A 23,277-nucleotide genomic window follows, 5' to 3' on the forward strand; every position below is an offset into this window, starting at 1 on the left:
TCAGGCCACCGGGGCGGCGTCGGCACCGGCACGCGGCCGGTAGATCCCGTCGTACTGGTCGATCAGCGATCCGTTCAGCGCCTCGGTGAGCCGGAGCCGCTGCTCGAACAACTCGTAGTAGGACAGGTGCTTGGACGGCATCGGCGAGAGGTAGACGCTGATCACCTCCGGGGTCTGCTCGATGTCGAAGGCGAGCCGGTCCGCCTTCTTCCGGAAGTCGGCGGTGCCGGGCAGCAGTGTCCGGTTGAACACGTTGAAGTAGTTGGTCGCCTCGGGACTGGCCTCGACCAGCCGGTCCTTGAGTTCGAGGCACCGGTCCAGGTACATGTCGATCATCGATTGGTCATCGTCGTCGTGCCCGATCAGCATGTTGAACGTCAGGTATCGGACGCCCAGGTCCAGCATGGACGTGATGATCCGCATCTGCTCCTGGAACGGACGCAGCTTACGGAACTTCTGGGTGGGCTCGTCACCGAGGTATTCCAACGGGATCTGGACCCGATAGCAACCGATCCACCGGTCGCCGCTGGTGTCGTTCCAGAACAGCGTCTCCATCAGTTCCCGGTCCACCTCGCCGAGGTCCAGGAACTTGCCGAATTCGAGCCCGTTGGCGAACTCCCAGGAGAATTCGTACTCCCGGGCGATCCGGAAGATCTCCAGCGTGTCCTCACGGCCGGAGTCGTGCAGCAGCGTGCCCCGGCCGGACCGCTGGATCCGGGAGAGCGTGTTGTCCTCCTGGAAGAGGATGTTCGAGATGCCGACCGACCGGAAGTAGTCGAAGTGTCGACGCACCACGTCCGGCTTCATGTAGCGGTAGTGCCCGCGCATCGGCGTCGCACAGAACGAGCACGTCCGGTAACAGCCGCGCGAGGTCTCGAAGCAGGTGAACGGCGCCCGTACCGTCATCGGCGGCTGGCCCTCGCCGGTGTCGTCGTAGACGGACAGGTCGTCGATCAGGTCGAGTGCCATCGGCGGCAGCTCGGCCAGGTTGAGCTGGGGGCCGCCCATGATGACCAGGCCGTCGCCGATCCGACGGCTCAGCACCGACTCCTCGATCGGCTTGCCGGTGGCCCGGGCCTGGATCACCCGGGCGAAGGTCTGCTCGCCTTCGAGCTGGATCACCACGTCGAAGCCGTTGGCGAGGTACCACTCGGGCCGGGCGGTGACGTCCATCCCGCCGCCCACGACCAGTGCGTCCGGGTTGATCTTCTTGAGGAACTTGGCGAAGTCGGCCACCACCCGGGCCGAGTTGGTGAAGTTGTTCGAGATGCCGATGACGTCGGCGGCCCGGGCCTCGTCCGCGTAGTTCTCGAAGGCGCCGCCGTAGCGGATGCAGTCGACGGTGCGGGGCCCGTACGCGAACGAGGCGTAGTGCTCGGGCTCCCCGGCGTCGACCTGGGTGTCGACGATCCGGAACTCCGCGTCGACACCCCACTCCCGCAGATACGCGCGCGTTCCGGCGGCCAACGTGACGAGAGCGCTCTTGGGGTTGCGGACCCGGACCGGGCTGATCGTGGTTCCTTCGTCCCGGAACGACTGCCCCGGGTACGGGGCGTAGAAGAGGGTGACGCGCATGGCCGTACCTCCCGTCAACCCGCGTAGATGCCGTCGTAGAGACGGTGCATCTCGCGGTCGTTGAGCATGTTCGTCATTTCGAGACGCTTCTGGTAGATGTCCCAGTAGGTGAAGTGGTCGGTGTTGATGGCCGACAGGAAGATCCCGATCACCTCGGGGTTCTCGTCGATGTCGAACTGGAGCAGCGAGCGCAGCGTGACCCAGTCGCGGGCACCCGGCAGCAGCGACAGGTTGAACACGTTGAAGTACGGCTTGTACCTGCCCTTGCCGACCGAGGTCAGCTCCTCCTTCAACCGCATGCAGTAGTCGGTGAAGATGTCGATGCCCTCGCGGTCGTGCTCCGGGTAGCCGATGAACAGGTCGTACGTCTGGTGGCCGACGCCGTGGTCGGTGAGCATGGTGGCCAGCACGTTCACCTGCTCGTCGAAGCCGAGCAGCTTGGGGAACCGGCGCTTCTTGACGTTCATGTTGTCCAGCGGGATCTGCACCCGGTAGCAGCCGACCCAGCGACCGTCGACCGTCTCGCTGCCCAGCAGCGCGTCCGCGAGTTCGTGGTCGAAGCTGCCGTTCTGCATGAACTTGCCGAACTCGATGCCGTTGGCGAACTCCCAGGCGAAGCCGTACTCGCGGAACATCCGGAACATGGCGAGGACGTCCTCGCGCCCGGAGTCGTACAGGTAGCGGCCCGCGCCGTTCTGCTGGATCCGGGAGAGCGGGTTGTCCTCCTGCCAGACGATCGTCTTGATGCCGTACTCCTGGAAGACCCGGAGGTGCTTCTCCATGACCGGCAGGCTCATGTAGCGGTAGCCGCCCCGCGACGGCGCGGTGCAGAACGAGCACCGCCACGCGCATCCCCGGGACGTCTCCCAGCAGATGAAGTTGCCCTGCACGCCCGCGGGGGGCGGCCCCTCGGCGGTGTCGTCGTAGATGGACAGGTCGGGGATGAGGTCCAACGCCATCGGCTCGATCGAGTCCATCGGCACGGTCTCGGAGGAGTCGACCTTGCTGGGGATCAGCCGGCCGGGCAGCGAGATGTTCGGCACCGTGGACAGGTCCCGCTTGTGGTAGACCGCGTCCACCAGCCGCGCGAAGGTCAGCTCGCCCTCCCCGCGCACCACCGCGTCGGCACCCCGGGCCAGGTAGTACTGCGGGCGGGCGGTGCAGTCGACCCCGCCCACCACCACGATCGCCTTGGGATTGATCCGCTTGATGTGCAGCGCCAGGTCGGCCACGATCTGCGCGCTGTTGGTGAAGTTGCAGGTGATGCCGTGTACGTCCGCCGCGCGGATCTTCTCGTCGGCCTCCTCGAACGGGGTGCCGTACCGGTAGCAGTCCATGACCCGCGGGCCGTACGGGAGCGACTTGTACTTCACCCGCTGCCCGCCGAGCTGGAGATCGACGATCTCGATGTCGCAGGAGTAGCCGAAGTGCGGCGCGTACGCGCGCAGCCCGGCGGCGATCGTGGTCAGTGCGCTCTTCGGGTTGTGCGGCCGTTCGGTGTTGATCGGCTCGCTCTCGCCCTGGAAGATCTGCGAGGGGTAGGGTGCGTAGTAGAGATTGACCTTCATGGCGTCTCCTGGACCCGTTGGTCGCGGTTCACTGAACTGTCCCGCTGGACAGATGAGGACGGCCCACCGCTGCGTGGTACGTCCGGTTGAGACGGTCGATCATCACGTCGATCTCCCTGTCCCGGCTGGTGCCCCAGTCGAGGCCGAGTCCCCGCGCCAGCCGGGTGGCCTGGGGTGTCTCGGTGCCGACCAGGGCGTCGTGGACCACCTCGGCCAGTGGCTCGGTCGCCGCCGCGGCGCGGGGACGCAGGACGGCGAGGCAGCGCGCCACCTCGTCGTCGCCGACCGCGTCGGCGGCCCGGTCGAGGAACTCGTCGTAGCTGATCTCCGGCAGTGGCCCGTCCCCGACGCGTAGCCGGGCCAACAGGTCGGCGACGGCGACGGAGGCGGGTGCCACCACGTTCAGCACACCCTCGGCGGGCGTGCGGCGCTGCGGGTCGGCGAGCGCGGCCACCATCCGGGCCACCACGTCGACCGGTGTCCAGTCCACCCACAGCCGGGTCGACGGGCGTACGCCGAGTCGCAGGCAGAGCCGCAGGACCATGGTCACCGACGAGCGCGGGTTGGCGGAGCCGGTACGGGAGTGCGCCGCCACCTCACCGAGCCGGACGACGGTCGCGGGTACGCCCTGTGCGGCGGCACCCCGGACGAGCTGTTCGGCGACCCACTTGGACTGGCTGTAGCCGTCGACCGGCGGTGCCGACGTGGGCGCGAGGAACGACTCGGCCAACGGCGTACCGGGTGTGCTCCGGACCGTCGTGGTGGAGAGCGTGACCAGCCTCTTGCGGACCTGCGTGCCGGCGAGGTCGACGAGCGTCCGCAGGCCGTGCACGTTGGTGTCGCGCAGATCGAGGTAGTCGCGGAGGGTGTCCACCCGGCCCGCCGCGTCCACGATCGTGCCGACCTGGTGGCACAGCCGCCGCCAGTCGTCACCGCGAAGACCGAGGAGCGGTCGGGCCAGGTCACCGGCGAGCGCGGACCAGCGATGTACCGCAGCCGTCCCGGTCGCGGCCAGCGCGGCGGCCACCCGATCCGAGGCGGCCTCGTCGTCGGCCGCCCGGACCAGGCAGACCACCGGCCGGTCGCCGTGGGCCAGCAGGGCCGCGAGCACCTGTGCGCCGACGAAACCGGTCGCCCCGAGCAGCAGGATCGCGCCCGGATCCTCGGCCGGTCGCGGCGAAGCGGTGCCCAGGTCGCCGAGCCGGGCGTCCCGGGCCAGCTCGGGCGGCACGGCGGTGGGCACCGGCAGGGACCGGCCGCCCCGGACCAGTTCCGCCTGGGCCGCGATGGTGGAGGCCCGGACCAGGTCGCGGGCGGCGAGCCGCACTCCGAACGTACGCTCCAGGTCGACCGCGAGTCGGGCGGCGCCGAGCGAGGTCCCGCCGAGGCAGTAGAAGTCCCCGTCGTACGCGCCGAAGCCGAGCACCCGGGCCCAGATCTGGGCGATCCGCGCCTCGACGCTCCCCGCCGGATAGGTCGGACCGGGCCCGCCGTTGCCCGCCGGTGCCTCCGCGAGGTGCCCGCGCAGGCGTTGCTGGTCCACCTTGCCGTTGGCGAGCAACGGCAGGCCGTCGAGGCGGACGAACCGGCCGGGCACCAGCTCACCGGGCAGTCCGGCACGGGCGTGCTCGCGCAGCGTCTCCTCGCCGACCTCGCCGTCCGCCGAATAGAAGCAGACCAGGGCGGCGGTGGCACCGGCCTCGTCCACCAGCACCTTCACCTGGCGCAGACCGGGCAGCGTGGCGAGGGTGCACTCGATCTCGCCGAGGTCGACGCGTACCCCGGCGATCTGGACCTGGGCGTCGCGCCGGCCGGTGAACATCAGCAGGCCGTCGTCGCGTACCCAGCCGAAGTCCCCGGTGCGGTAGAGCAGGTCGCCGGGGACCCCGGGGTAGCGGTTCGGCACGAACACCTGGCGGGTGCGGGCCGCGTCGCCGTGGTAGCCCGCGCCGAGACACACGCCCGCCAGGTGGATCTGGCCGACGTCGCCGCGCGGGGTGGGTGCGCCGTGCTCGTCCAGCAGCAGCACGGCCGTGTTCGGCAGCGGCAGGCCGAGCGGGATGACCTGTCGGTCGTCGTCGCCGACGGCGTGGAACACCGAGCCGATCGAGGCTTCGGTGGGCCCGTAGGTGTTGGTCACCCGCACGTCCGGGAACATCCGCCGGAACGCCTGTACGGCCGGGGGCTTGGCGGCCTCACCGCCGATGAAGACCTGCCGCATCGACGACAGCAGGCGCCGGTCCTGCGGTCGGCTGCGCAGGCGTTCGACGAGCAGGTCGAAGATGCTCGGCACGAAGTCGGTCATGGTGACCCGGTGCCGGTGGATCTGCGCCAGCGTGGCGTCGAAGTCGAGGATGCCGGTGCGGTCCGGGATGACCACGGTGGCGCCTCGGGTCAGCGGCCAGAGCAGTTGCCAGATCGACGAGTCGAAGGTGTGTGCGGAGTTCTGGAGCACCACCGCGCCGTCGGCGGCGAACCGCTCGGTCATCGACAGGAAGCGGTTCACCAGACCCCGGTGCAGGTTGACCGCGCACTTGGGCAGCCCGGTGGAGCCGCTGGTGAAGAACGCGTAGATCGGGTCGTCGGGGCGGGGCCGCGCCGCGACGGCCGGTCCGGCGGCGGCGTCCGGGTCGGTCCGTACGCCGATCACCGGCCGGTCGGTGGCCGACGGTGGCGCGCCGACGACCGCCCGGGGAGCGAGGTCGTGCAGCATCCGTTGCAGCCGCTGGGCGGGCCAGGCCCGGTCGAACGGCACGAAGGCGGCGCCCGAACGCATGGTGCCGAGCATCGCGACGAGCTGCTCGACGCGATCGTCGAGCAGCAGGGCGACGAAGTCTCCCCGGCGTGCGCCGTGGGCGAGCAGGTCGGCGGCGACCACGTCGGCCAGCCGGTCGACGTCCCGGTAGGTCAGCGCGCCGGTGGGATGGACGACCGCGTCGGCGTCCGGGTGACGCCGTACGGCTTCGTCGACGAGGTCGACCACGGTCCGGTGTAGCGGACGTGGTCGGGTGGGTCCTGTGAGGAGAGCGCCGACCTCAGCGGGATCGCGGCGGACGCGCTCCATTCCGAGAATCGTCAAAGCGCAGATGAGGATGCCATTGAGGGCACCTCCCCCGAGGTGTGCTTCCGCGTTCCCGGCGGTGCCTGCCGAGGGCGCGAGTGGCAGGTCTCCATTGACCCGGGTCGGACCCTAACGGCGCTCTCGCTCGCCTGTCAACGCATTGACGGCTGTACGTCTTAGCAGGTGTCGGCGCGGAGGTCGGCGGCTTCGAGGAAATTGTCTGATGGCGATGAGATGTGCCTTCCGCCCGCTGTGTCCCATGGGGCGGAAAACTGGTCCTCGGACGTCTGTCAGCGGACATCTGGATCAGGTACCGTGCGCTCTCACGGCCGTGGCTTCCGGCCAACGGGACGATCCGAAGGGACACCGTGTGACTGTGCAGAGCCCGGTCCGAAAGGTTTGCCTGGTAGTGGCGGTTGTCGCTCTCGTCGCGACGGCGGGATGCGCCAAGGAGGACAAGAGCGAGGTCCAGGCCGGCGGCGTCAAGCTGGTCGAGAAGGGCAAGCTGACCGTTTGCACGCACCTGCCGTATCCGCCGTTCCAGTCCAAGGACGCGGCCGGTGCGGTGATCGGCTTCGACGTGGACCTGATCGACCTGGTCGCCCGGGAACTCGGCGTGGAACAACGGATCGTCGACACGCCGTTCGAGGGGATCAAGTCCGGCCAGGATCTGAACACCGGGAAGTGTGACGTGGCCGCCGCCGGAATGACGATCACCGAGGAACGGCAGAAGGTAATGGACTTCTCCGCGCCCTATTTCGACGCGACCCAGGCGATGCTGGTCAAGGCCGGTAAGCCGTACAAGTCGCTGGACGATCTGCGCGGCAGGAAGGTCGCCGTCCAGGCCGCCACCACCGGGCGCGACTACGCGCGCGGGCTCGCGGCCGAGAAGGGTCTCGAACTCGTCGAGTTCGAGGACCTGGCCGCCGAGCAGCAGGCGCTCGCCAACGGGCAGGTCGAGGCGGCCATCAACGACCTGCCGGTCTGGACCGAGTACATCAAGGAGAACCCGGGCGGGTTCGAGGTGGCGGCCGAGTTCGACACCGGTGAGCAGTACGGCTTCTCGGTCCGCAAGGACGAGAACCCCGAACTGCTCAAGACCATCAACGAGGTGCTCGACCGGGCCAGGCAGGACGGCACCTACGACCGGGTCTACGAGAAGTGGATCGGCCCACGCCCGTGAAGCTGCGTCGTCGCCAGCGCGAACGGCTGTCCCTCTGGCTCCAGTACCTGGCCTTCGTGGCGGTCGTCGCGCTGGTGATCGGCAGCGCCGACTGGGGCAGGCTCGCCGACGCCTTCTTCCGCGTCGACATCATCAAATCGATGTTCCCGACGATCATCACGGTCGCGCTGCGCAACACGATTCTCTACACCCTGGGCGCGTTCGCCTTCGGTCTCGTGTTCGGCACGCTGCTGGCGTTGATGCGGCTGTCCCGGGTGGCGCCTTACCGCTGGGTGGCGACCGGGTACATCGAGTTGTTCCGGGGGCTGCCCGCGCTACTCGTGCTCTTCCTGGTCGGGTACGGCATCCCGATCGCCTTTCCGGAGCGGGAGATTCCCGGCGGAGTGTTCGGCTCGATCGCCATCGGCCTCGGGTTGACGGCGGCGGCGTACATGGCGGAGACCATTCGCGCCGGTATCCAGGCCGTTCCCAAGGGGCAGATGGAGGCGGCCCGTACGCTCGGCATGTCGCACTTCACCGCGATGCGCGCCATCATCATCCCGCAGGCGTTCCGGATCGTGATCCCGCCGCTGACGAACGAACTCATCCTGCTCACCAAGGACTCGTCGCTCGCCTACGTGCTCGGTGTGACCGCGCAGACCATCGAGATCACGAAATTCGGTCGGGACGCGCTCAACGACCGGGTGAACGCCACTCCGTTGCTGGTCGCCGGCTTCACCTATCTGCTCATCACGTTGCCGCTGTCCCAGTTGGTGCGGCGTCTCGAACTTCGTTACGCGAAAGCCCGGTGATCCGGATGTCGAAAGATCGGTCCCGGCCCGCCGTACGGATCAGCGACCTGCACAAGTCGTTCGGTGCGTTGGAGGTGCTCCGGGGAATCGACGTCGAGGTCGGTCACGGCGAGGTCGTCTGCGTCATCGGGCCGTCCGGTTCCGGCAAGTCGACTCTGCTGCGGTGCGTGAACCTGTTGGAGGAACCGACCTCCGGCCGGATCTGGGTCGGCGACGTCGAGATGACCGATCCCGACGTCGAGATCGACAGGGTCCGCCGGGGCATCGGCATGGTGTTCCAGTCGTTCAACCTTTTCCCGCACCTGACCGTGCTGGACAACCTCACCATCGCCCAGCGTCGGGTGCTGCGACGCGGTCGCGCGGAGGCCGAACGGATCGCCCGGGGCAACCTCGCGCGGGTCGGTCTGACCGACAAGGCCGACGCGTTCCCGGCGCAACTGAGCGGTGGGCAGCAGCAGCGGGCGGCGATCGCCCGGTCGTTGTCCATGGACCCGGAGCTGATGCTCTTCGACGAGCCGACCTCCGCCCTCGACCCGGAGTTGGTCGGCGACGTGCTCACCGTCATGCGGAAGCTGGCCGAGGACGGTATGACGATGATGGTGGTGACCCACGAGATGGCGTTCGCCCGGGAGGTCGCCGACCGGGTGGTGTTCATGGACGGTGGGGTGGTGGTCGAGCAGGGCCCGCCGCAGGAGGTGCTCGGCGCTCCCCGGCACGAACGGACCCGGGCGTTCCTCGCCCGGGTGCTCGACCCGACCCACGTCGCGGAGTTGGACCGACCCGACCGGGCACCGGAGCCACCGTCGGGCGGTGTCGACGGTCGGTGACGGTCCGCCGCGCGCCGGAGACCGGCAGGTCGCCGGTGCCGTTCCCGATGCGTTAGCCTAACGATCGTTCAGGCTGGTTGCCCGGGCCGGAGTGCCGGTGTCGGGATGGCGGCGAGGGGGCGGCGTGACGTTCGACGGTGAGGCTCTGGAGCAGCTACGCAAGCGGGTCCGGTCCGGTGGCGCGGAGAAGTACCACGCGGCGAACGCGACCAAGGGCAAGATGTTCGCCCGGGAACGGGTCGCACTGCTGGTGGACGAGGGGTCGTTCGTCGAGGACGGGCTCTACGCGAACGCGCTCGCCGACGGCCTGCCGGCCGACGGCGTGGTCACCGGCACCGCCACCATCGACGGACGCCAGGTCTGCCTGATGGCCAACGACTCGACGGTCAAGGCCGGCAGTTGGGGCGCGCGAACCGTCGAGAAGATCATCCGGACCATCGAGCGGGCGTACGACACCGGCGTGCCGATGGTCTATCTGGTCGACTCGGCCGGTGCCCGGATCACCGACCAGGTCGACCTGTTCCCGGGCCGACGCGGCGCAGGCAAGATCTTCTGGAACCAGGTTCGCGCCTCCGGCTCGATCCCGCAGGTCTGCGCGTTGTTCGGGCCGAGCGCGGCGGGCGGTGCCTACATCCCGGCGTTCTGCGACGTGGTCGCGATGGTGGACGGCAACGCCAGCATGTATCTCGGCTCCGACCGGATGGTGGAGATGGTCACCGGCGAGAAGACCACGCTGGAGGCGATGGGCGGGGCCAAGGTGCACTGTGCCGAGTCCGGCGTGGGGCACTTCCTCTGCAAGTCCGAGGCCGAGGCGCTCGACGTGGTCAAGCGCTACCTGTCCTACCTGCCGGCCAACTGGACGCAGCGTCCGCCGGCCGCCGAGGCCGTCGAGGCGCCCGAGAAGGCGGACCTGGCCGCCCTGGTGCCGGCGAGTGAGCGCCAGGCGTTCGACATGCGGCGGTACGTCAAGGGTCTGCTCGACGACGGCTCCTTCTTCGAGATCCAGGCGCTCTGGGCCAAGGAGTTGACCATCGGCTTCGGTCGGCTCGACGGCGAGGTCGTCGGCGTCGTCGGCAACAACTCGATGTTCAAGGGCGGGGTGCTCTTCGTCGACTCGGCCGACAAGGCGACCCGCTTCGTACAGCTCTGCGACGCGTTCAACGTGCCGCTGCTGTTCCTCAGCGACGTGCCGGGCTTCATGGTCGGCAGTGCGGTGGAGAAGCAGGGCATCATCCGGCACGGCGCAAAGATGATCACCGCGATCTCCGAGGCGACCGTACCCAAGATCTGCGTGGTGGTCCGTAAGGCGTACGGGGCGGGGCTCTACGCCATGGCCGGGCCGGGTTTCGAGCCGGATGCCACGATCGCCCTGCCCACCGCGAAGATCGCGGTGATGGGGGCCGAGGCCGCAGTGAACGCCGTCTACGCCAACAAGATCGCCGCGATCGAGGACGAGGCCGAGCGGGCCGCGTTCGTCGCCGCGAAGCGGGCGGAGTACGAGCGGGACATCGACATCGTGCGGCTGGCCAGCGAACTGGTGGTCGACGCGATCGTGGAACCGCACCAGCTCCGCGCCGAACTGGTCCGCCGGTTCACCGCCGCCCGGAGCAAGGAGCGGCACTTCTCCCGCCGCCGGCACGGCGTCACCCCCGTCTGACAGCTCACCCGGCACCAGTCAGCACCGGCACCGCCCCGGCGTCACGAGCGCCCGGCGGGCACGTCCGCACAGGAGGAACCCGATGGACTTCCGGCTCACCGAGGAGCACGAGGCGCTGCGCGAGAGCGTGCGGGAATTCGCCCGCGAGGTGGTCGCGCCGGTCATCGCCGAGCACTACGAGCAGCACACCTTCCCGTACGAGGTGGTCCGGCAGATGGGCAAGATGGGCCTGTTCGGCCTGCCCTTCTCCGAGGAGTACGGCGGCATGGGCGGTGACTACTTCGCGCTCTGCCTGGCCCTGGAGGAACTCGCCCGGGTCGACTCCAGTGTGGCGATCACCCTGGAGGCGGCGGTCTCCCTGGGTGCGATGCCGATCTACCGGTTCGGCACCGCCGAGCAGAAGGCGCAGTGGCTGCCGAAGCTGCTCAGCGGTGAGGCGCTGGCCGGATTCGGACTCACCGAGCCGGGCTTCGGCTCGGACGCCGGTGGCACCGAGACCCGGGCGGTGCTGGACGAGACGACCGGCGAATGGGTGATCAACGGTTCGAAGGCGTTCATCACGAACTCCGGTACCGACATCACCGCGCTGGTCACCGTCACCGCCGTCACCGGCACCCGACCGGACGGCGCGAAGGAACTCTCCACCATCATCGTGCCGAGCGGGACGCCGGGCTTCACCGTCGCGCCGGGCTACTCGAAGGTCGGCTGGAACGCCTCGGACACCCACGAGCTGACCTTCGACGACTGCCGGGTGCCGGCGGAGAACCTGCTCGGCGAGCGTGGGCGCGGCTTCGCCCAGTTCCTGCGCATCCTGGACGAGGGCCGGATCGCGATCGCCGCGCTGGCCGTCGGGCTCGCCCAGGGCTGCGTCGACGAGTCGGTGAAGTACGCCGCCGAGCGGCACGCCTTCGGCCAGCCGATCGGCAACTACCAGGCGATCCAGTTCAAGATCGCCGATATGGAGCTGCGGGCGTACACCGCCCGGCTGGCGTACTACGACGCGGCGGCGCGGATGCTGGCCGGCGAGCCGTTCAAGCGGCAGGCCGCGATCGCCAAGCTGCACGCCAGCACCGTCGCGGTGGACAACGCCCGGGAGGCGACCCAGATCCACGGCGGCTACGGCTTCATGAACGAGTACCCGGTGGCCCGGTTCTGGCGGGACTCCAAGATCCTGGAGATCGGCGAGGGCACGTCCGAGGTGCAACGCATGATCATCGCGCGCGACCTGGGGATGTGAGCCCGCTCCGACGTCCGGCCTTACCCGAGGCGGTAAGCGCGCCTCGGGGCCGGGTCAGCCCGACGTCATAAGCTGACGCAGGGTCGAACGGTCCGCCGCGTCCTGTTCGGCACGGGCGATCAGGGCACGGGCGTCGACCTGTTCGCCCGCCGGCCCGATCAGCACACCCCGGACCGACGGATGTGCCAACCGCCAGCCACGGCGCAGCAGGTTCTCCTCGACCAGCCACACCGACGCGGCGGCTGGTTCGTCCCACTCGCAGTCGCCCGGATCGTCGGACAGCTCGCCCACCGGCACGTGCATGGCGGCGGCCAGCACCTCCCGGGGGCGGGTCCGGATCACGTCGATGGCCTCGACGTCGTCGACGGGCGGTCGACCCAGCACCGCAGCCACGTCGGCCCGGACCGAACCGGCCTCCCCGGCGGCCCGGCGCAGCCACCAACGCGGCGGGGAGTCGGCGAAGGTGTGCCAGCGGATGTAGCGCGGATAGGGGATGTTCAGCAGGCGTCGGGCCAGCCGGCGGCGCTCCCGCCCGGACAGCGGGGCGACCGGCACCGGATGGGCGGTCGGCACCACCGGCGGTGGCGTCCTGCCGAGGGCACGCAGCGCGTCGGCGAGCCGGGGATGCAGGGTGGCGAGCACCTGCGCCTCGTCCTCACCCCACTCGACGTCGGGCGTCCCGTGTCGCAGCAGGTGCCGCCACCCGTCGTCCACGTCGCTGATGCCCACCTCGGCCAGCCGCCACCATCGGTGCTCGGGCAGCGCCGTGCTCTCCAGGAAGTCGGTGTACCCCTGCGCGGCGGCGTCCGCCAGCGCGAACGCCCGTGCCGCCGCAGCGGCGCCGGCCGCGAGCACGGCGGCCTCGTCGGCGTCGCGCTGCACCTCGGCGGCGAAGCCGGCCAGCGTACGCCGGAACTCGGTGACCCGGCGCAGGTCCCGGCCCTCCTCGTACGTCTCGGCGCGCACCGCCTCGGTCCAGAGGTGCAGCAGGCCGACGACCAGACCGCAGTGGCGGTGGCGGAGCAGGGCCAGCCGGTAGCCGACCAGTGCCCGCAGTTCGGTCGCGTTGAGGCAGTCGAGCAGTGGGAGGCCGATCAGCAGATGCCGGCGTCGGCGTGCGACGGCCAGGTCCACCGTCGGGGTGCCGGTGAGCAGCACGCGGTCGGGCATCGGGGTACCCAGCCGATCGGCGGTCTCCGCCACCAGTCCGGTGAGTTCCGGGTGGGTACGCCGGGTCACCGGTACGCCACTGGGGTGGCCGAGTTGCGGCTGACGGCCGAGTAGACCGGCGTGCCGGGTCAGCAACCAGCGGGCCTGCCGGGTGTCGAGGTCGCCCGGCAATCTGTCGCGGGACATGGGCGGCATTGTGACCGTCGCCGGTCACCCCGATCAATGGCTGATCGTCCAGTGCTGTCGACCGGTCGGCCGCTGTCGGGTTTCTTCGCGGTCGGGTCGGGTGGCCGACGATCCCGTGTCCAGTGTCGGGTGTGGCCCGTAGTGTCCGTGGCCATGCCTCCGGGTCATGATCGTCGGGTCGGGCCGGCCACGCACGCCGGGCTCCCGGAACTCTTACGGTCGCACCGCCTGTCCGCCGGCCTCACCCAGGCCGAGTTGGCGGTGCGCGCCGGCGTCGGCATCCGAACGGTTCGTGACCTGGAACGGGGTCGATCCGTACGACCGCAGCGCACCACCGTCGAACTGCTCGCCGCAGCGCTCGACCTGACCGGTACCGCCCGCGCCGGGTTCCTCACCGCCGCGCGGGGGACGGGCACCGCGAGCGCGCCATCCCACCCGGGTCCGGCGCTGGGCCTGCCGCCCGCGCCGGAGCTGATCGGCCGGGAGCAGGACGTGGCCGAGTTGACCGCGATGTTGACCGATCCGCGTGGCCCCCGGGTGATCAGCCTGGTGGGGCTGGCCGGGGTCGGCAAGACGGCGCTGGCGTTGGCGGCGGTGCACGCCGTCGCACCGGCCCATCCGGGTGGCGTGGCCGGGGTGCTGATCGGTGCCGGGTCCGACGTCACCGACGTGCTGGCCGCCTCGGTGACGGTGTTCGGTGCCGCCCGGATCACCGAGTTGGCCGCCCGGCTCGGTGACCGCCGGGCCGTACTGCTGGTGGACGCGGCGGAACGCGCGCCGGGTCCGGTGGCGGCCACGCTGCACCGGCTCGTCGGTGGGGTGCCGTCGCTGCGAGTGCTGGTCACCGGTCGGCATCCGGTCGGGCTGCCGGGGGAGCGGGTCCGTCCGGTGTCGCCGCTGGACGTACCGCCGCCGGGCGGCACCGACCCGGGGGCGCTGGCCACCTATCCGGCGGTCGCGTTGTTCACCGCGCGGCTGGCGCAGGTGCGCCCGGAGCCGCCGTCCGACGCGGAGCTGCCGGCGCTGGCGTCGCTGGTCCGGCGGCTGGGCGGGCTGCCGTTGGCCATCGAGCTGATGGCCGCGCGCGGGCGACTGCTCGACCTCACCGAGCTTCTCGACCGGTACGGCGACCGGGTGCTGGACCTGGACACCTCAAGCGCGGCACGCGGCGGGTGGGAACCGGGCCCGAGCCGGGGTGACGACGCACGGGCGGCCGTGGCGGAGACGCTCCGCGACGCGGTGGCGACCAGCTACCGGTTGCTCGCCGACGAGGAGCGGGCCGCGTTGCGTCGGCTGGCCGCGTTCGGCAACCGCTGGTCGGTCGAGATGGCCGAGGAGATGCTGGCCGGGACGGGGGCGACCGCCGACCCGGTACCCATGCTGAACCGCTTCCTCGACCTCGGGCTGCTGAGCGTACGCGGCACCGGACCGTTCCGGTTCCGGCTGGTCGACGCCGTGCGGGACTACGCGGTCGAGCAGGCGTCCGGTGCCGGTGAGTCGACTGCGGTCCGGCGTCGGCACGCCCGGGTGGTGACCCGGTTGGTGGAGCGGACCGTGCCGGCGCTCAGCGGTGCCGGTGCGACCGTCGCGGCACACCGGTTGGACGAGGTCACCGGCGACGTCAGCTCGGCACTGGCGTACGCGGCGGTGGACGACCCGCTGACCGCACTGCGCCTGGCGGCGGCGTTGTCCCGGTGGTGGCGGCTGCGGGGACGGGACGTCCTGGGCCGGCAGTGGCTGCTGCGGCTGCTCGCCGATCCGCGTACCGCCGATGCCGATCCGGCGCTGCGGGCCTGGGCGTCGCTCGGCGTCGCGATGCTCGCCGGTGAGCACGGCGCGGCGGGTGAGGAGTTACCGACGGCGCAGGCCGCGTTGGCGGCGTTCCGGCGTCTCGGTGACGTGCCGGGCGAGTTGGAGGCGCGGAACGTGTTGGGTGCGCTGTTGTCCGCGACGGGCCGACCGGGACAGGCGCGGGAGCAGGCGGAGGCGGTGTTGGCGGTGGCGACCGAGGCCGGTCTGCTCCGGCAGATGGCGATCGCGCAGCACCACCTGGCCTGGCACGAGATGCGGGTGGCCGACCTCGCTGCCGCGCGGCGTCGACTGGCCACCGTGGACCGTCTCGGTGGCCAGTGTGGCGAGCAGCGGTTGCGGGTGCTGGCCCGGGGCACCGTCGCGGAGGTGTTCCGCCTGGAGGGCAGGTACGTCGACGCGGTCGGCGAGGCCCGACGCGTCCTGGCGGCGCTGGCCGACCTGGGGGTGCCCCGGCACCGTCGTCGGGTGCTGGGCACGCTGGGTCTGGCCCTCGCGCAGGACGGCCGTGCGGCCGAGGCCGCCGAGGTGCTCGTGGAGTTGCGGCCGTTGGACGGGACCGGCGCGTTGATCGAGGGACAGCTAGCCCGGCACCGGGGTGACCGGGAGGTCGCCGTGGAGTGGTTCACCGCCGCGGCCGAGATGAACCGGGAGGACCGGGACCGGCGGCGGGTGGTGGAGGCGCTGGTCGGCCTCGCGGCGAGTACGGCGGATCCGGAGGTGCTCGATCGACTGGACCTCGCCTGCCGCGCGGGTGCCGTGCGGCTGCTGCCACAGGAGCAGGAGTTGTTGTACGCGTTGTCGGTCGGTCGTCGCCGTTGAGCCGGACCGGCCCGACGGTGGTGCCGGAGAAGCACGGCGGGCCGGGCACGTGGCCCGGCCGACCGGCGGCGGAAACCCGAGGTGGCGCGGGCGAGGAAGCCCCCTGTTACCACCCCTCGCTCATCGCCCGCGCCGATTCCCCCCGATGCGCCCCGCTGCAGCGAGATTAGCGAGCGACTACCGCGAAGTCCGTCCCTCTTGTGGTGGTATGGCCGTTTCGTTGTCCGGTTCTGCCGGTCCTTCTGCCGGTGCCGTCACGCTCGGGTGTACCGATCGGCACCGAAGGTCGGAGCGCGGGTGCGGTCGAGGCGTCGCGCCACTCAACAAGGGGACGAATCCGGCGTTTTCCGGGCTGGTTCCTGCTCCGGGGCGGTGTCACTGCTGCCGGCGGTCGCGCAGGGGTGAACCGCGTCGCGGATCTGCCGCAGGCCGTCCAGCAGCGCGTCCAGCGCCGCCGGGTCGAGCTGGCCGGTGAACCAGTCCTCGATGAGCCGGAGGTGGCCGGGCAGGCTCTCGTCGAGCCGGCGCAGACCGGCGGGGGTCACCACGGCGTACGAGCTGCGTCGGTCGGACGGGCAGGCGCGCCGGGTGATCAGACCGTCGCGCTCCATCCGGTCCACGACCCGGGTGACGCCGCTGGTGGAGAGCGACGTCTGCGCGGCGAGATCGGTCATCCGTAGTTGGTTGCCGGGTGACCGGGTGAGCCGGGTCAGCACCTCGAACTCGACCGCTGACAGCCCGTGCTCGTCGAGTTGCGTGGCGAAGCGGGCGGAGAGGCCCGCGTGCACCTCGAAGAGGAGGCCGACAGCGGTGATCCGAGGGTCGTCGAACACGTTCGGGTCCACCGGCCCATCCTATCAGTACTTGACACACGGAATATTGCTACGACTATAGTTGCTCAGGCAGTCGTTGGGCTACTAAACAATCTCTTCCGGAGGGCAGTTTCTCATGACCAGCAGCACCGAGCCGGTTACCCGCGAGTGGAACGGCCTCACCATCCCGGCGGCCGGCACCTACCTGCTGGACGCGGCGCACAAGCGCGTGGGCTTCGTCGCCCGGCACATGATGGTAAGCAAGGTTCGCGGTGAGTTCGCCGACGCCGCCGCCACCATCACGATCGCCGAGGAGCCCCTTGGGTCCACGGTCAGCGCCACCATCCAGGCCGCCAGCATCAACACCGCGCAGGCCGACCGGGACGCGCACCTGCGCAGCCCGGAGTTCCTCGACGCCGAGCAGTTCCCCACCCTGGAGTACCGCAGCACCGGTGTGAAGTCGCACGAGGGCAACGAGTTCGTGCTCGACGGTGAGCTGACCATCAAGGGCGTGACGCGTCCGGTGGAGCTCAAGGTCGAGTTCGAGGGCGTCGGCCGCAGCCCGTTCGGCCAGGACATCTTCGGCTTCTCGGCGAGCACCGAGATCGACCGGGAGGACTTCGGTCTGACCTGGAACGTCGCCCTGGAGTCCGGCGGCGTGCTGGTCGGCAAGAAGATCAAGATCGAGATCGAGGGCGAGGGCATCCGCCAGTCCTGATCGTCCCCGTACGCCGACGGGCCCGCGCCGACCGCGCGGGTCCGTCGGCGTTTCCGGTGACGGTCGCGGTGCGGTTTGTCACAGGTTGTCAGCAGGGACGTGGGTGGCGCCACGGACCTGGCCGGGTAGGAATGCCCACGGGAGCGGCTCACCCGCCCCGTCGATGGGTCCGACCCACCCGCAAGGCGGGTGGACTGCGACAATGGACCGATCTTCGGGCCATCCGGTTCGGCGCTTTCACCGAGTATGGTTCACACTGCGCTGCGGAACGGCACCGTTCCGTCGCGTCGCGCGCCGGGAGGAAACATGGGCAGGGACGTCGACCGAGCCGCCTTCTCCCGTGAGGATCGGATCCGGTACCGCCAGAAGGTCCGCCGCTGTCTGGACGTCTTCGCGTTGATGCTGGACGACTTCGGGTTCGACGCCGACCGGCCGATGACCGGGCTGGAGATCGAGCTCAACCTGGTCGACCCGCTCGCCGAGCCGGCGATGCGCAACGAGGAGATCCTCGCCGCCATCGCCGATCCGTTGTTCCAGACCGAGTTGGGCCAGTTCAACCTGGAGCTGAACGCCAACCCCCGGCTCATCTCCAACGGCGGGTTCACCGACTACGAGCGTGACCTGCGCGGCAGCCTGGATCGGGCGAACGGGCGGGCGGCCCGCTCGGACACCCGGATCGTCCTGGTCGGCATCCTGCCCACGCTGACCGAGCGCCACCTGGTCGCGGACAACCTCTCCACCAACGAGCGGTACCGGGTGCTCAACGACCAGATCGTCGGTGCCCGGGGCGAGGACATCGAGCTCGACATCCGGGGCGTCGAGCGCCTGCGTACGCACACCGACTCGATCGCGCCGGAGGCCGCCTGCACCAGCCTCCAGTTCCACCTCCAGGTCGCACCGGACAGCTTCGCCGACTACTGGAACGCCTCCCAGGCCATCGCCGGGGTGCAGGTGGCGGTGGGTGCGAACTCGCCCTTCCTGTACGGCCGCCAACTCTGGGCGGAGACCCGGATCGCCCTGTTCGAGCAGGCCACCGACACCCGGCCGGACGAGCTGAAGGCGCAGGGCGTACGGCCCCGGGTCTGGTTCGGGGAACGCTGGATCACGTCCATCTTCGACCTGTTCGAGGAGAACGTCCGCTACTTCCCTCCACTGCTACCGATCTGCGAGACCGAGGACCCGGTGGAGGTGCTGCACGCGGGTGGCGTACCGGAGCTCGCCGAGTTGCGGCTGCACAACGGCACCGTCTACCGCTGGAACCGGCCGGTGTACGACATCATGGACGGCCGCCCGCACCTGCGGGTAGAGAACCGTGTGCTGCCGGCCGGGCCGACCGTGGTGGACATGCTGGCCAACGCCGCCTTCTATTTCGGGTTGGCCCGGGGCCTGGCCGAGGCCGACCGGCCGATCTGGAGCCAGCTCACCTTCAGCTCCGCCGAGGAGAACTTCCACGCCGCCGCCCGACGGGGCATGGACGCGGTGCTGCACTGGCCACGCCTCGGCGAGGTGCCGGTCACCACGCTGGTGCTGGACGTCCTGCTGCCGATCGCCGCCGCCGGGCTCGACGGGTTCGGGGTCTCCCCGGCGGAGCGGGACCGCCTGCTCGGCATCATCGAGCAGCGCTGTCGTACCGGTCGTAACGGTGCGGCCTGGCAGACCGCGGCGGTGTGGGCCGCCGAACGGCAACACGGCCTGGACCGGACCGCCGCCCTGCACCACATGCTCCAGCGCTACGCCGAGTTGCAGCGCACCAACGAGCCCGTGCACACCTGGCCCATCGACTGACCCGTCGCGCCGAGCGCCTCGGCGCGCACACGCACCGCCGGGTCAGCGGCTGCGGCGGTTGCGCCGACCGGTGCCCTCGGGCGCGGGGTCGGTACCGGTGGCACCGCCGTCCGGTGGTGCGGTGGGCGACGCCTCGTCGGAGGCCGGCGAGCCGCCGGGGGCCGTCGGGGTGACGGGCGCGTCGTCGTCGACCGTTCCGCTCCGCCCGGTGCCGCTGTCCGTGCCGCTCCTGCCGCCGAGTCGCCGTCGGGCCGGGCTCCGGGTCGCGGCGCGCGCGGGTTCCTTCGCCCTGTCCGCCGCCGGTCCGTCGAGCGTCGTCGTCGAGCCGGACCCGGCCGGGTCGGGCGCGGTCGGGTCGGCGGCCGTCGGGGTGCGCGCAGGACCCTCGCTGGCCGCCGGTGCAAGGCCGGTGTCGTCGGCCGCCCTGCGTTGCCGGGGCACCCGGGGTGTGTCGCCGGTGGGCGGCAGTTCCTGCCTGCGCCGGGCGGCCCGCTGGGCGAGCGCCGCGACCAGGACCGACCCGCCGATACCGACGATCACCGCGTACGGGGCGATCAGGTGGGCCGACACCTGCTCCGGGCTGATCGCGGTCAGCCTCGGCACCGCGAGGAAGTAGGCGATGGCCACCAGCAGCGGTCCGGCGGCACCGGAGGCGGTGGCACCGACCCGTCGGTGCGCCGGACGTACGCCGTGCCGCGCGGCCAGCGCGCCGATCAGCAGCGCCGAGCCGAGCGAGAGGATCGCGCCCGGCCAATAGAAGTAGTCCCGGATCCAGAACTGCGGATTGTCCGAGCTGAGTTGCCAGATGCCGAGCTGGGCGGTGGTGAGCCCGCGACCGGCCAGCACCGAGTCGACGACGGCGACCACGGCGAGCAGCCAGAGCCAGCCGGCGGTGGCGATGACGTTGGTGGCGGCGGCCCGGCAGCGCAGTGCCCAGACCGCCACCAGCACTCCGACCAGCACGCCGATCGCGGCGTAGGCGGCGGCCATGTCCCGCGGGGACGGAGTGTCCGGCACCTCCGCCACCCGCGCCGGCACGGCGACCAGCAGCACGGTGATCAGCGCGCCCAGCCCGGCGGCACCGGCCAGCGCGATCCCGTGCAGACCACCGCCGTCACCGCCCTCCCGGCGAACGTCGGTCGACCCGGCGGAATCGGATCGGGCGTCGTCGGGCCGGACGGTGCTGGTCCGAGCGGTGTCGGCCCCGACCGTCTCGGGCTGCGGCGTGGTGGCGGCCGACGGGCCGGCGTCGGTGGGCGTACCGGCGTCGGGGGGTGCGGCGGACGTCGGCTGCGGTGCGGTGCGGCGGTCGCGTAGGCGTTGCGCGCAGACCGCGCCGAAGATCGTCGAGGTGGCGGCGATCCAGGTGGCCCAGATCAGGCTCGCCACCCAGGCCGCGGTGCCGGCGGTCGCCTCGGTCGGTGCCCAGTTGAGAATGCCGAGCCCATACCCGAAGCCCAGTTGGGCGGCCCCGGCGCCGGCTGCCACGCCGGCCGCAGTGGCGATCGATCCTCCCCAGCCCTGTCTGGCCATGCCGGGCAGCGTAACGTCCTGTGGTCGGTGCGGCGAGTCGTGCGCGGCACCGGCCGGCAACGGTGACGGACAGTGCTTGGCGTCGGCGACTACGGTCGCCGGTGATAGGGCGGTGGGCGGAGATGACGGACGGATCCACGGACCGGGACGAGGTGCGCTCCGGCGCCGGCCCGGACCGCGCGAAGGTGGTGATCGGCGGCGGGCTCGCGGCGGTGCTCCTCGCCGTCATCGGGGCGACCGGCGGATGGGTGCTGGCCGGCGACCAGAAGCCCCCGCGCGACACGACACTGGACGCGAGCGGCAGTCGGGCCCCGACGTCCGAAGGCTCGCCGACGCCGCGCGACCGGCCGACGACAGCGACCAGCCAGCCCGCCCGGCCCACGCCGAACCGCACCGGCCTGACGGTGCCGGAACTCGTCGGCATGGACTTCGAGGAGGCCCGGGAGGAACTACGGGACCGGGGCCTGGGCTGGCAGTTCGTCTTCGGCAGCGGCGACAGTTCCCGCGTGCGCAGCACCGAGCCGGCCGGCGGTTTACCGGTGAAGCGCGGGGCCACCGTGAAGGTCACCGTGGCCGGTGCCGCGCCGGAGAGTTCGATACCTGACCTGGTCGGCGACTCGTGCGGTGAGGCGCGGGACGAACTCGTCGACGACGGCTTCTATCCGCGGTACCCGAGCGGGAAGTCCGGCACGGTCACCGCACAGGACCCGGCGGGCGGCGCCGTCGGGAGATGGAACGACGTGGTCCAGATCTGGTGCGGCACGACCCCGAGCCCGGAGGCCAGCGAGGAGTCGTAGAGACGCGCGTCCGACACGCTGATGCCGGCCGATGGCCCGACGAACCGTTAGGTTGACCGTCGAGGGCCATGCCGCCCGCCGGACCGGCGGAAAGGACGTGCGATGAGCGACGACCGCCAGGAGCCGCCCGAGGGCGAGTCGGACGACCGGACCCGCCCGATCCCGCCGGCCAGCGGACGTCCCGACGAGACCGCGCCGCTGGACCGTACGCCCGATCCCGCCGTACCCGACGAGACCGCGCCGTTCGGGCGTGCTCCCGGGGAGCCGGTGGACGCGACCGCGCCGTTGCCCCCGACGCAGCGGTCCGGTTCCGCGGCGTGGTCGGGGCGGGCGGAGGTGCCGTCGGTCCGGCCCGGTTTCGACGGCGAGCCGGCCGGTGGCGACTGGTACCCCGACGATCCGGGCAACCGGCGCTGGTGGTCGCCGATCCTCTGGGGTGTCGTCCTGCTGCTCCTGCTCGTCCTGCTCGGCGTGGGCCTGTGGCTGGTCCGGCAGGCGCTGGACGAGGACGGGTCGACGCCACCGTCCCCGCAACCGACGACGCAGGCGTCGCCGACCACCGCGTCACCGTCGCCGACCACCCGGTCACCGTCGCCACCGCCGACCACCAGCGCTGCCCCGACCCAACTCCCGGTGCCGCCGCTGACCGGGCTCTCCGAGGCGGCGGCGCGGGCGCTGCTGGACCAGCTCGGTCTCGGCTACGAGGTGGAGTACCGGCCGTCGGACCAGCCGCCGGGCACGGTGATCGCCACGGAACCCGGTGCGGGTGCGCTGGTCGAGGAGGGCGACGAGATCAGGTTGGTGGTGGCCACCGCGAGCCCGAGCCCGTCGCCGACGACCGGTGCGCCGACCACCGAACCGACGGTCACGGCGAGCCCGACCACCTGAGGCCGGTCACCACATCCGGCGTCTGGTGCCGACCAGTCCCAGCCCGGCCAGCGAGATGGACAAACCGAACACGCCGGACCAGAACAGCGAGCGGCTGAGTTCCTGGCGAGGGTCGGCACGGGTGGCGTGCGCCGACGGGTCGGTGTCCCGGTACGGATCGTCGACCGACCCGGAGCCGCCGTACGCGGTGGCCGGGGCGCCGCCCGGCTGATCGCTCGTGCCGAACTCGTCCCAACCGCCGGTCACGCCGTACGGGCCGACCGGTTCGGTCTGCACGACGGTGATCTCCGGTGCCGGGACCGGCTCGGCCAGTCGAGTGGACGAGAGGGCGGGGTCCCGGACCAACACCAGCATGGTGGTGGCGGCACCGAGAAGCGCCAGGACTCCGAAGGCGTAGGTGATGCGGGACCGATGGGGCTGTCGCGTGGGCAGATTGACCATGGCCATCCCAGGTTCAGGGCCCGGGACGCGCGGGATGGAGACTTTGCCGGGGTGGGCACACCGATTCTATGGCGTCGGCGTGCCCCCACGGCGGCTGTTCGTGATGCTCAGCCCACCCGGATCGGAGTTCGGGTGACCGGCCGACGGGCCGAGCGGACGGTGTGCGCACGCGGCTGCGGAGCGGCCTGGATCTGTTCCAGACCCGCCCGCTGCACGAAGATCGAACGCCGGTTGACCGCGTCCCCCGCCGCGTTCAACTCGTAGCCTTCGAGCCAGAGCCAGCCGTCGTAGGTGGGTCGGTCGAGTACCCGGATCACCCGGAACTGGATGGGCTTGCGGAACTGGACACTCGCCGCGCGAGTCACGTGCAGTACGTCACCGGAGCGGGGAAGCACATGGGCTCCTGAGAGGGTTGGC

The 23,277-nt window shown here is 71.1% G+C and carries 17 protein-coding genes and 1 pseudogene; 10 read left to right on the top strand and 8 right to left on the bottom strand.

Features of this window, described 5'->3' with window-relative positions; translation table 11 throughout:
• The 3 genes from ACIBMZ_RS21525 to ACIBMZ_RS21535 are packed head-to-tail and all read right to left on the bottom strand — an operon-like array spanning position 1 to position 6,126.
• Positions 1-1,575, bottom strand: a complete 1,575-nt coding sequence (locus tag ACIBMZ_RS21525) for a B12-binding domain-containing radical SAM protein (protein ID WP_396696427.1) — start codon at positions 1,573-1,575, stop codon at positions 1-3.
• Between the two features lie 14 nt (positions 1,576-1,589).
• A complete protein-coding gene (locus tag ACIBMZ_RS21530; RefSeq protein ID WP_396696429.1) occupies positions 1,590-3,143 on the bottom strand; it encodes a B12-binding domain-containing radical SAM protein in 1,554 nt (517 codons plus the stop codon).
• Between the two features lie 28 nt (positions 3,144-3,171).
• Positions 3,172-6,126, bottom strand: coding sequence for an amino acid adenylation domain-containing protein (locus ACIBMZ_RS21535; RefSeq protein WP_396696431.1), 2,955 nt, complete (start codon positions 6,124-6,126; stop codon positions 3,172-3,174).
• Positions 6,127-6,613: 487 nt separating this feature from the next.
• On the opposite strand from ACIBMZ_RS21535, the gene ACIBMZ_RS21540 reads away from it, so the two are divergent.
• The 5 genes from ACIBMZ_RS21540 to ACIBMZ_RS21560 all read left to right on the top strand — a co-directional run bounded on the left by ACIBMZ_RS21540 (position 6,614) and on the right by ACIBMZ_RS21560 (position 11,899).
• Complete coding sequence (locus tag ACIBMZ_RS21540) at positions 6,614-7,387, top strand: basic amino acid ABC transporter substrate-binding protein (protein ID WP_396696433.1); 774 nt, start codon at positions 6,614-6,616, stop codon at positions 7,385-7,387.
• On the top strand, positions 7,384-8,178 hold the full coding sequence (locus tag ACIBMZ_RS21545; protein ID WP_396696435.1) for an amino acid ABC transporter permease: 795 nt from the start codon (positions 7,384-7,386) through the stop codon (positions 8,176-8,178). Before ACIBMZ_RS21540 ends, ACIBMZ_RS21545 begins: the two co-directional genes overlap by 4 nt.
• A 5-nt stretch (positions 8,179-8,183) precedes the next feature.
• Positions 8,184-9,005, top strand: a complete 822-nt coding sequence (locus ACIBMZ_RS21550; RefSeq protein WP_396696437.1) for an amino acid ABC transporter ATP-binding protein — start codon at positions 8,184-8,186, stop codon at positions 9,003-9,005.
• 124 nt (positions 9,006-9,129) lie between these two features.
• Entirely contained in the window at positions 9,130-10,662 is a 1,533-nt protein-coding gene (locus tag ACIBMZ_RS21555; protein ID WP_396696439.1) for an acyl-CoA carboxylase subunit beta, read from the top strand.
• An 82-nt stretch (positions 10,663-10,744) separates the two neighbouring features.
• Positions 10,745-11,899 carry an acyl-CoA dehydrogenase family protein gene (locus ACIBMZ_RS21560; RefSeq protein WP_396696441.1) on the top strand — a complete coding sequence of 385 codons (1,155 nt, stop codon included), beginning with the start codon at positions 10,745-10,747 and terminating at the stop codon, positions 11,897-11,899.
• A 54-nt stretch (positions 11,900-11,953) separates the two neighbouring features.
• Here the strand turns inward: ACIBMZ_RS21560 and ACIBMZ_RS21565 are convergent, their stop codons facing one another.
• Entirely contained in the window at positions 11,954-13,255 is a 1,302-nt protein-coding gene (locus tag ACIBMZ_RS21565; protein WP_396696443.1) for a hypothetical protein, read from the bottom strand.
• A gap of 153 nt (positions 13,256-13,408) precedes the next feature.
• On the opposite strand from ACIBMZ_RS21565, the gene ACIBMZ_RS21570 reads away from it, so the two are divergent.
• Positions 13,409-15,886: an ATP-binding protein gene (locus ACIBMZ_RS21570; protein ID WP_396696445.1), complete on the top strand. Its 2,478-nt coding sequence runs from the start codon at positions 13,409-13,411 to the stop codon at positions 15,884-15,886.
• A gap of 320 nt (positions 15,887-16,206) precedes the next feature.
• Here the strand turns inward: ACIBMZ_RS21570 and ACIBMZ_RS21575 are convergent, their stop codons facing one another.
• Positions 16,207-16,731 (bottom strand): MarR family winged helix-turn-helix transcriptional regulator, encoded by a 525-nt coding sequence (locus tag ACIBMZ_RS21575; RefSeq protein WP_396696447.1) that lies wholly within the window; start codon positions 16,729-16,731, stop codon positions 16,207-16,209.
• Between the two features lie 103 nt (positions 16,732-16,834).
• Here ACIBMZ_RS21575 and ACIBMZ_RS21580 point away from each other — a divergent pair, with 103 nt between their 5' ends.
• Together ACIBMZ_RS21580 and ACIBMZ_RS21585 are read left to right on the top strand one after the other, a co-directional pair.
• Entirely contained in the window at positions 16,835-17,416 is a 582-nt protein-coding gene (locus ACIBMZ_RS21580; protein ID WP_396696449.1) for a YceI family protein, read from the top strand.
• Positions 17,417-17,722: 306 nt separating this feature from the next.
• The gene (locus ACIBMZ_RS21585; protein ID WP_396696451.1) at positions 17,723-19,201 is read left to right on the top strand and encodes a glutamate--cysteine ligase; all 1,479 of its coding nucleotides are present in this window, start codon (positions 17,723-17,725) and stop codon (positions 19,199-19,201) included.
• Positions 19,202-19,344: 143 nt separating this feature from the next.
• Here the strand turns inward: ACIBMZ_RS21585 and ACIBMZ_RS21590 are convergent.
• Positions 19,345-20,734, bottom strand: a pseudogene (locus ACIBMZ_RS21590) (hypothetical protein); the annotation flags it as partial.
• A gap of 122 nt (positions 20,735-20,856) precedes the next feature.
• On the opposite strand from ACIBMZ_RS21590, the gene ACIBMZ_RS21595 reads away from it, so the two are divergent.
• Positions 20,857-21,531, top strand: coding sequence for a PASTA domain-containing protein (locus ACIBMZ_RS21595; protein WP_396696453.1), 675 nt, complete (start codon positions 20,857-20,859; stop codon positions 21,529-21,531).
• Between the two features lie 102 nt (positions 21,532-21,633).
• Positions 21,634-22,419, top strand: a complete 786-nt coding sequence (locus tag ACIBMZ_RS21600) for a PASTA domain-containing protein (RefSeq protein WP_396696455.1) — start codon at positions 21,634-21,636, stop codon at positions 22,417-22,419.
• Positions 22,420-22,425: 6 nt separating this feature from the next.
• On the opposite strand, the gene ACIBMZ_RS21605 is transcribed toward ACIBMZ_RS21600, so the two are convergent.
• A complete protein-coding gene (locus ACIBMZ_RS21605; protein WP_396696457.1) occupies positions 22,426-22,866 on the bottom strand; it encodes a hypothetical protein in 441 nt (146 codons plus the stop codon).
• 101 nt (positions 22,867-22,967) lie between these two features.
• Positions 22,968-23,255: a hypothetical protein gene (locus tag ACIBMZ_RS21610; RefSeq protein WP_396696459.1), complete on the bottom strand. Its 288-nt coding sequence runs from the start codon at positions 23,253-23,255 to the stop codon at positions 22,968-22,970.
• Positions 23,256-23,277: the final 22 nt, after the last annotated feature.

Source organism: Micromonospora sp. NPDC049900, from assembly GCF_044461025.1.
Taxonomy (GTDB): Bacteria; Actinomycetota; Actinomycetes; order Mycobacteriales; family Micromonosporaceae; genus Micromonospora.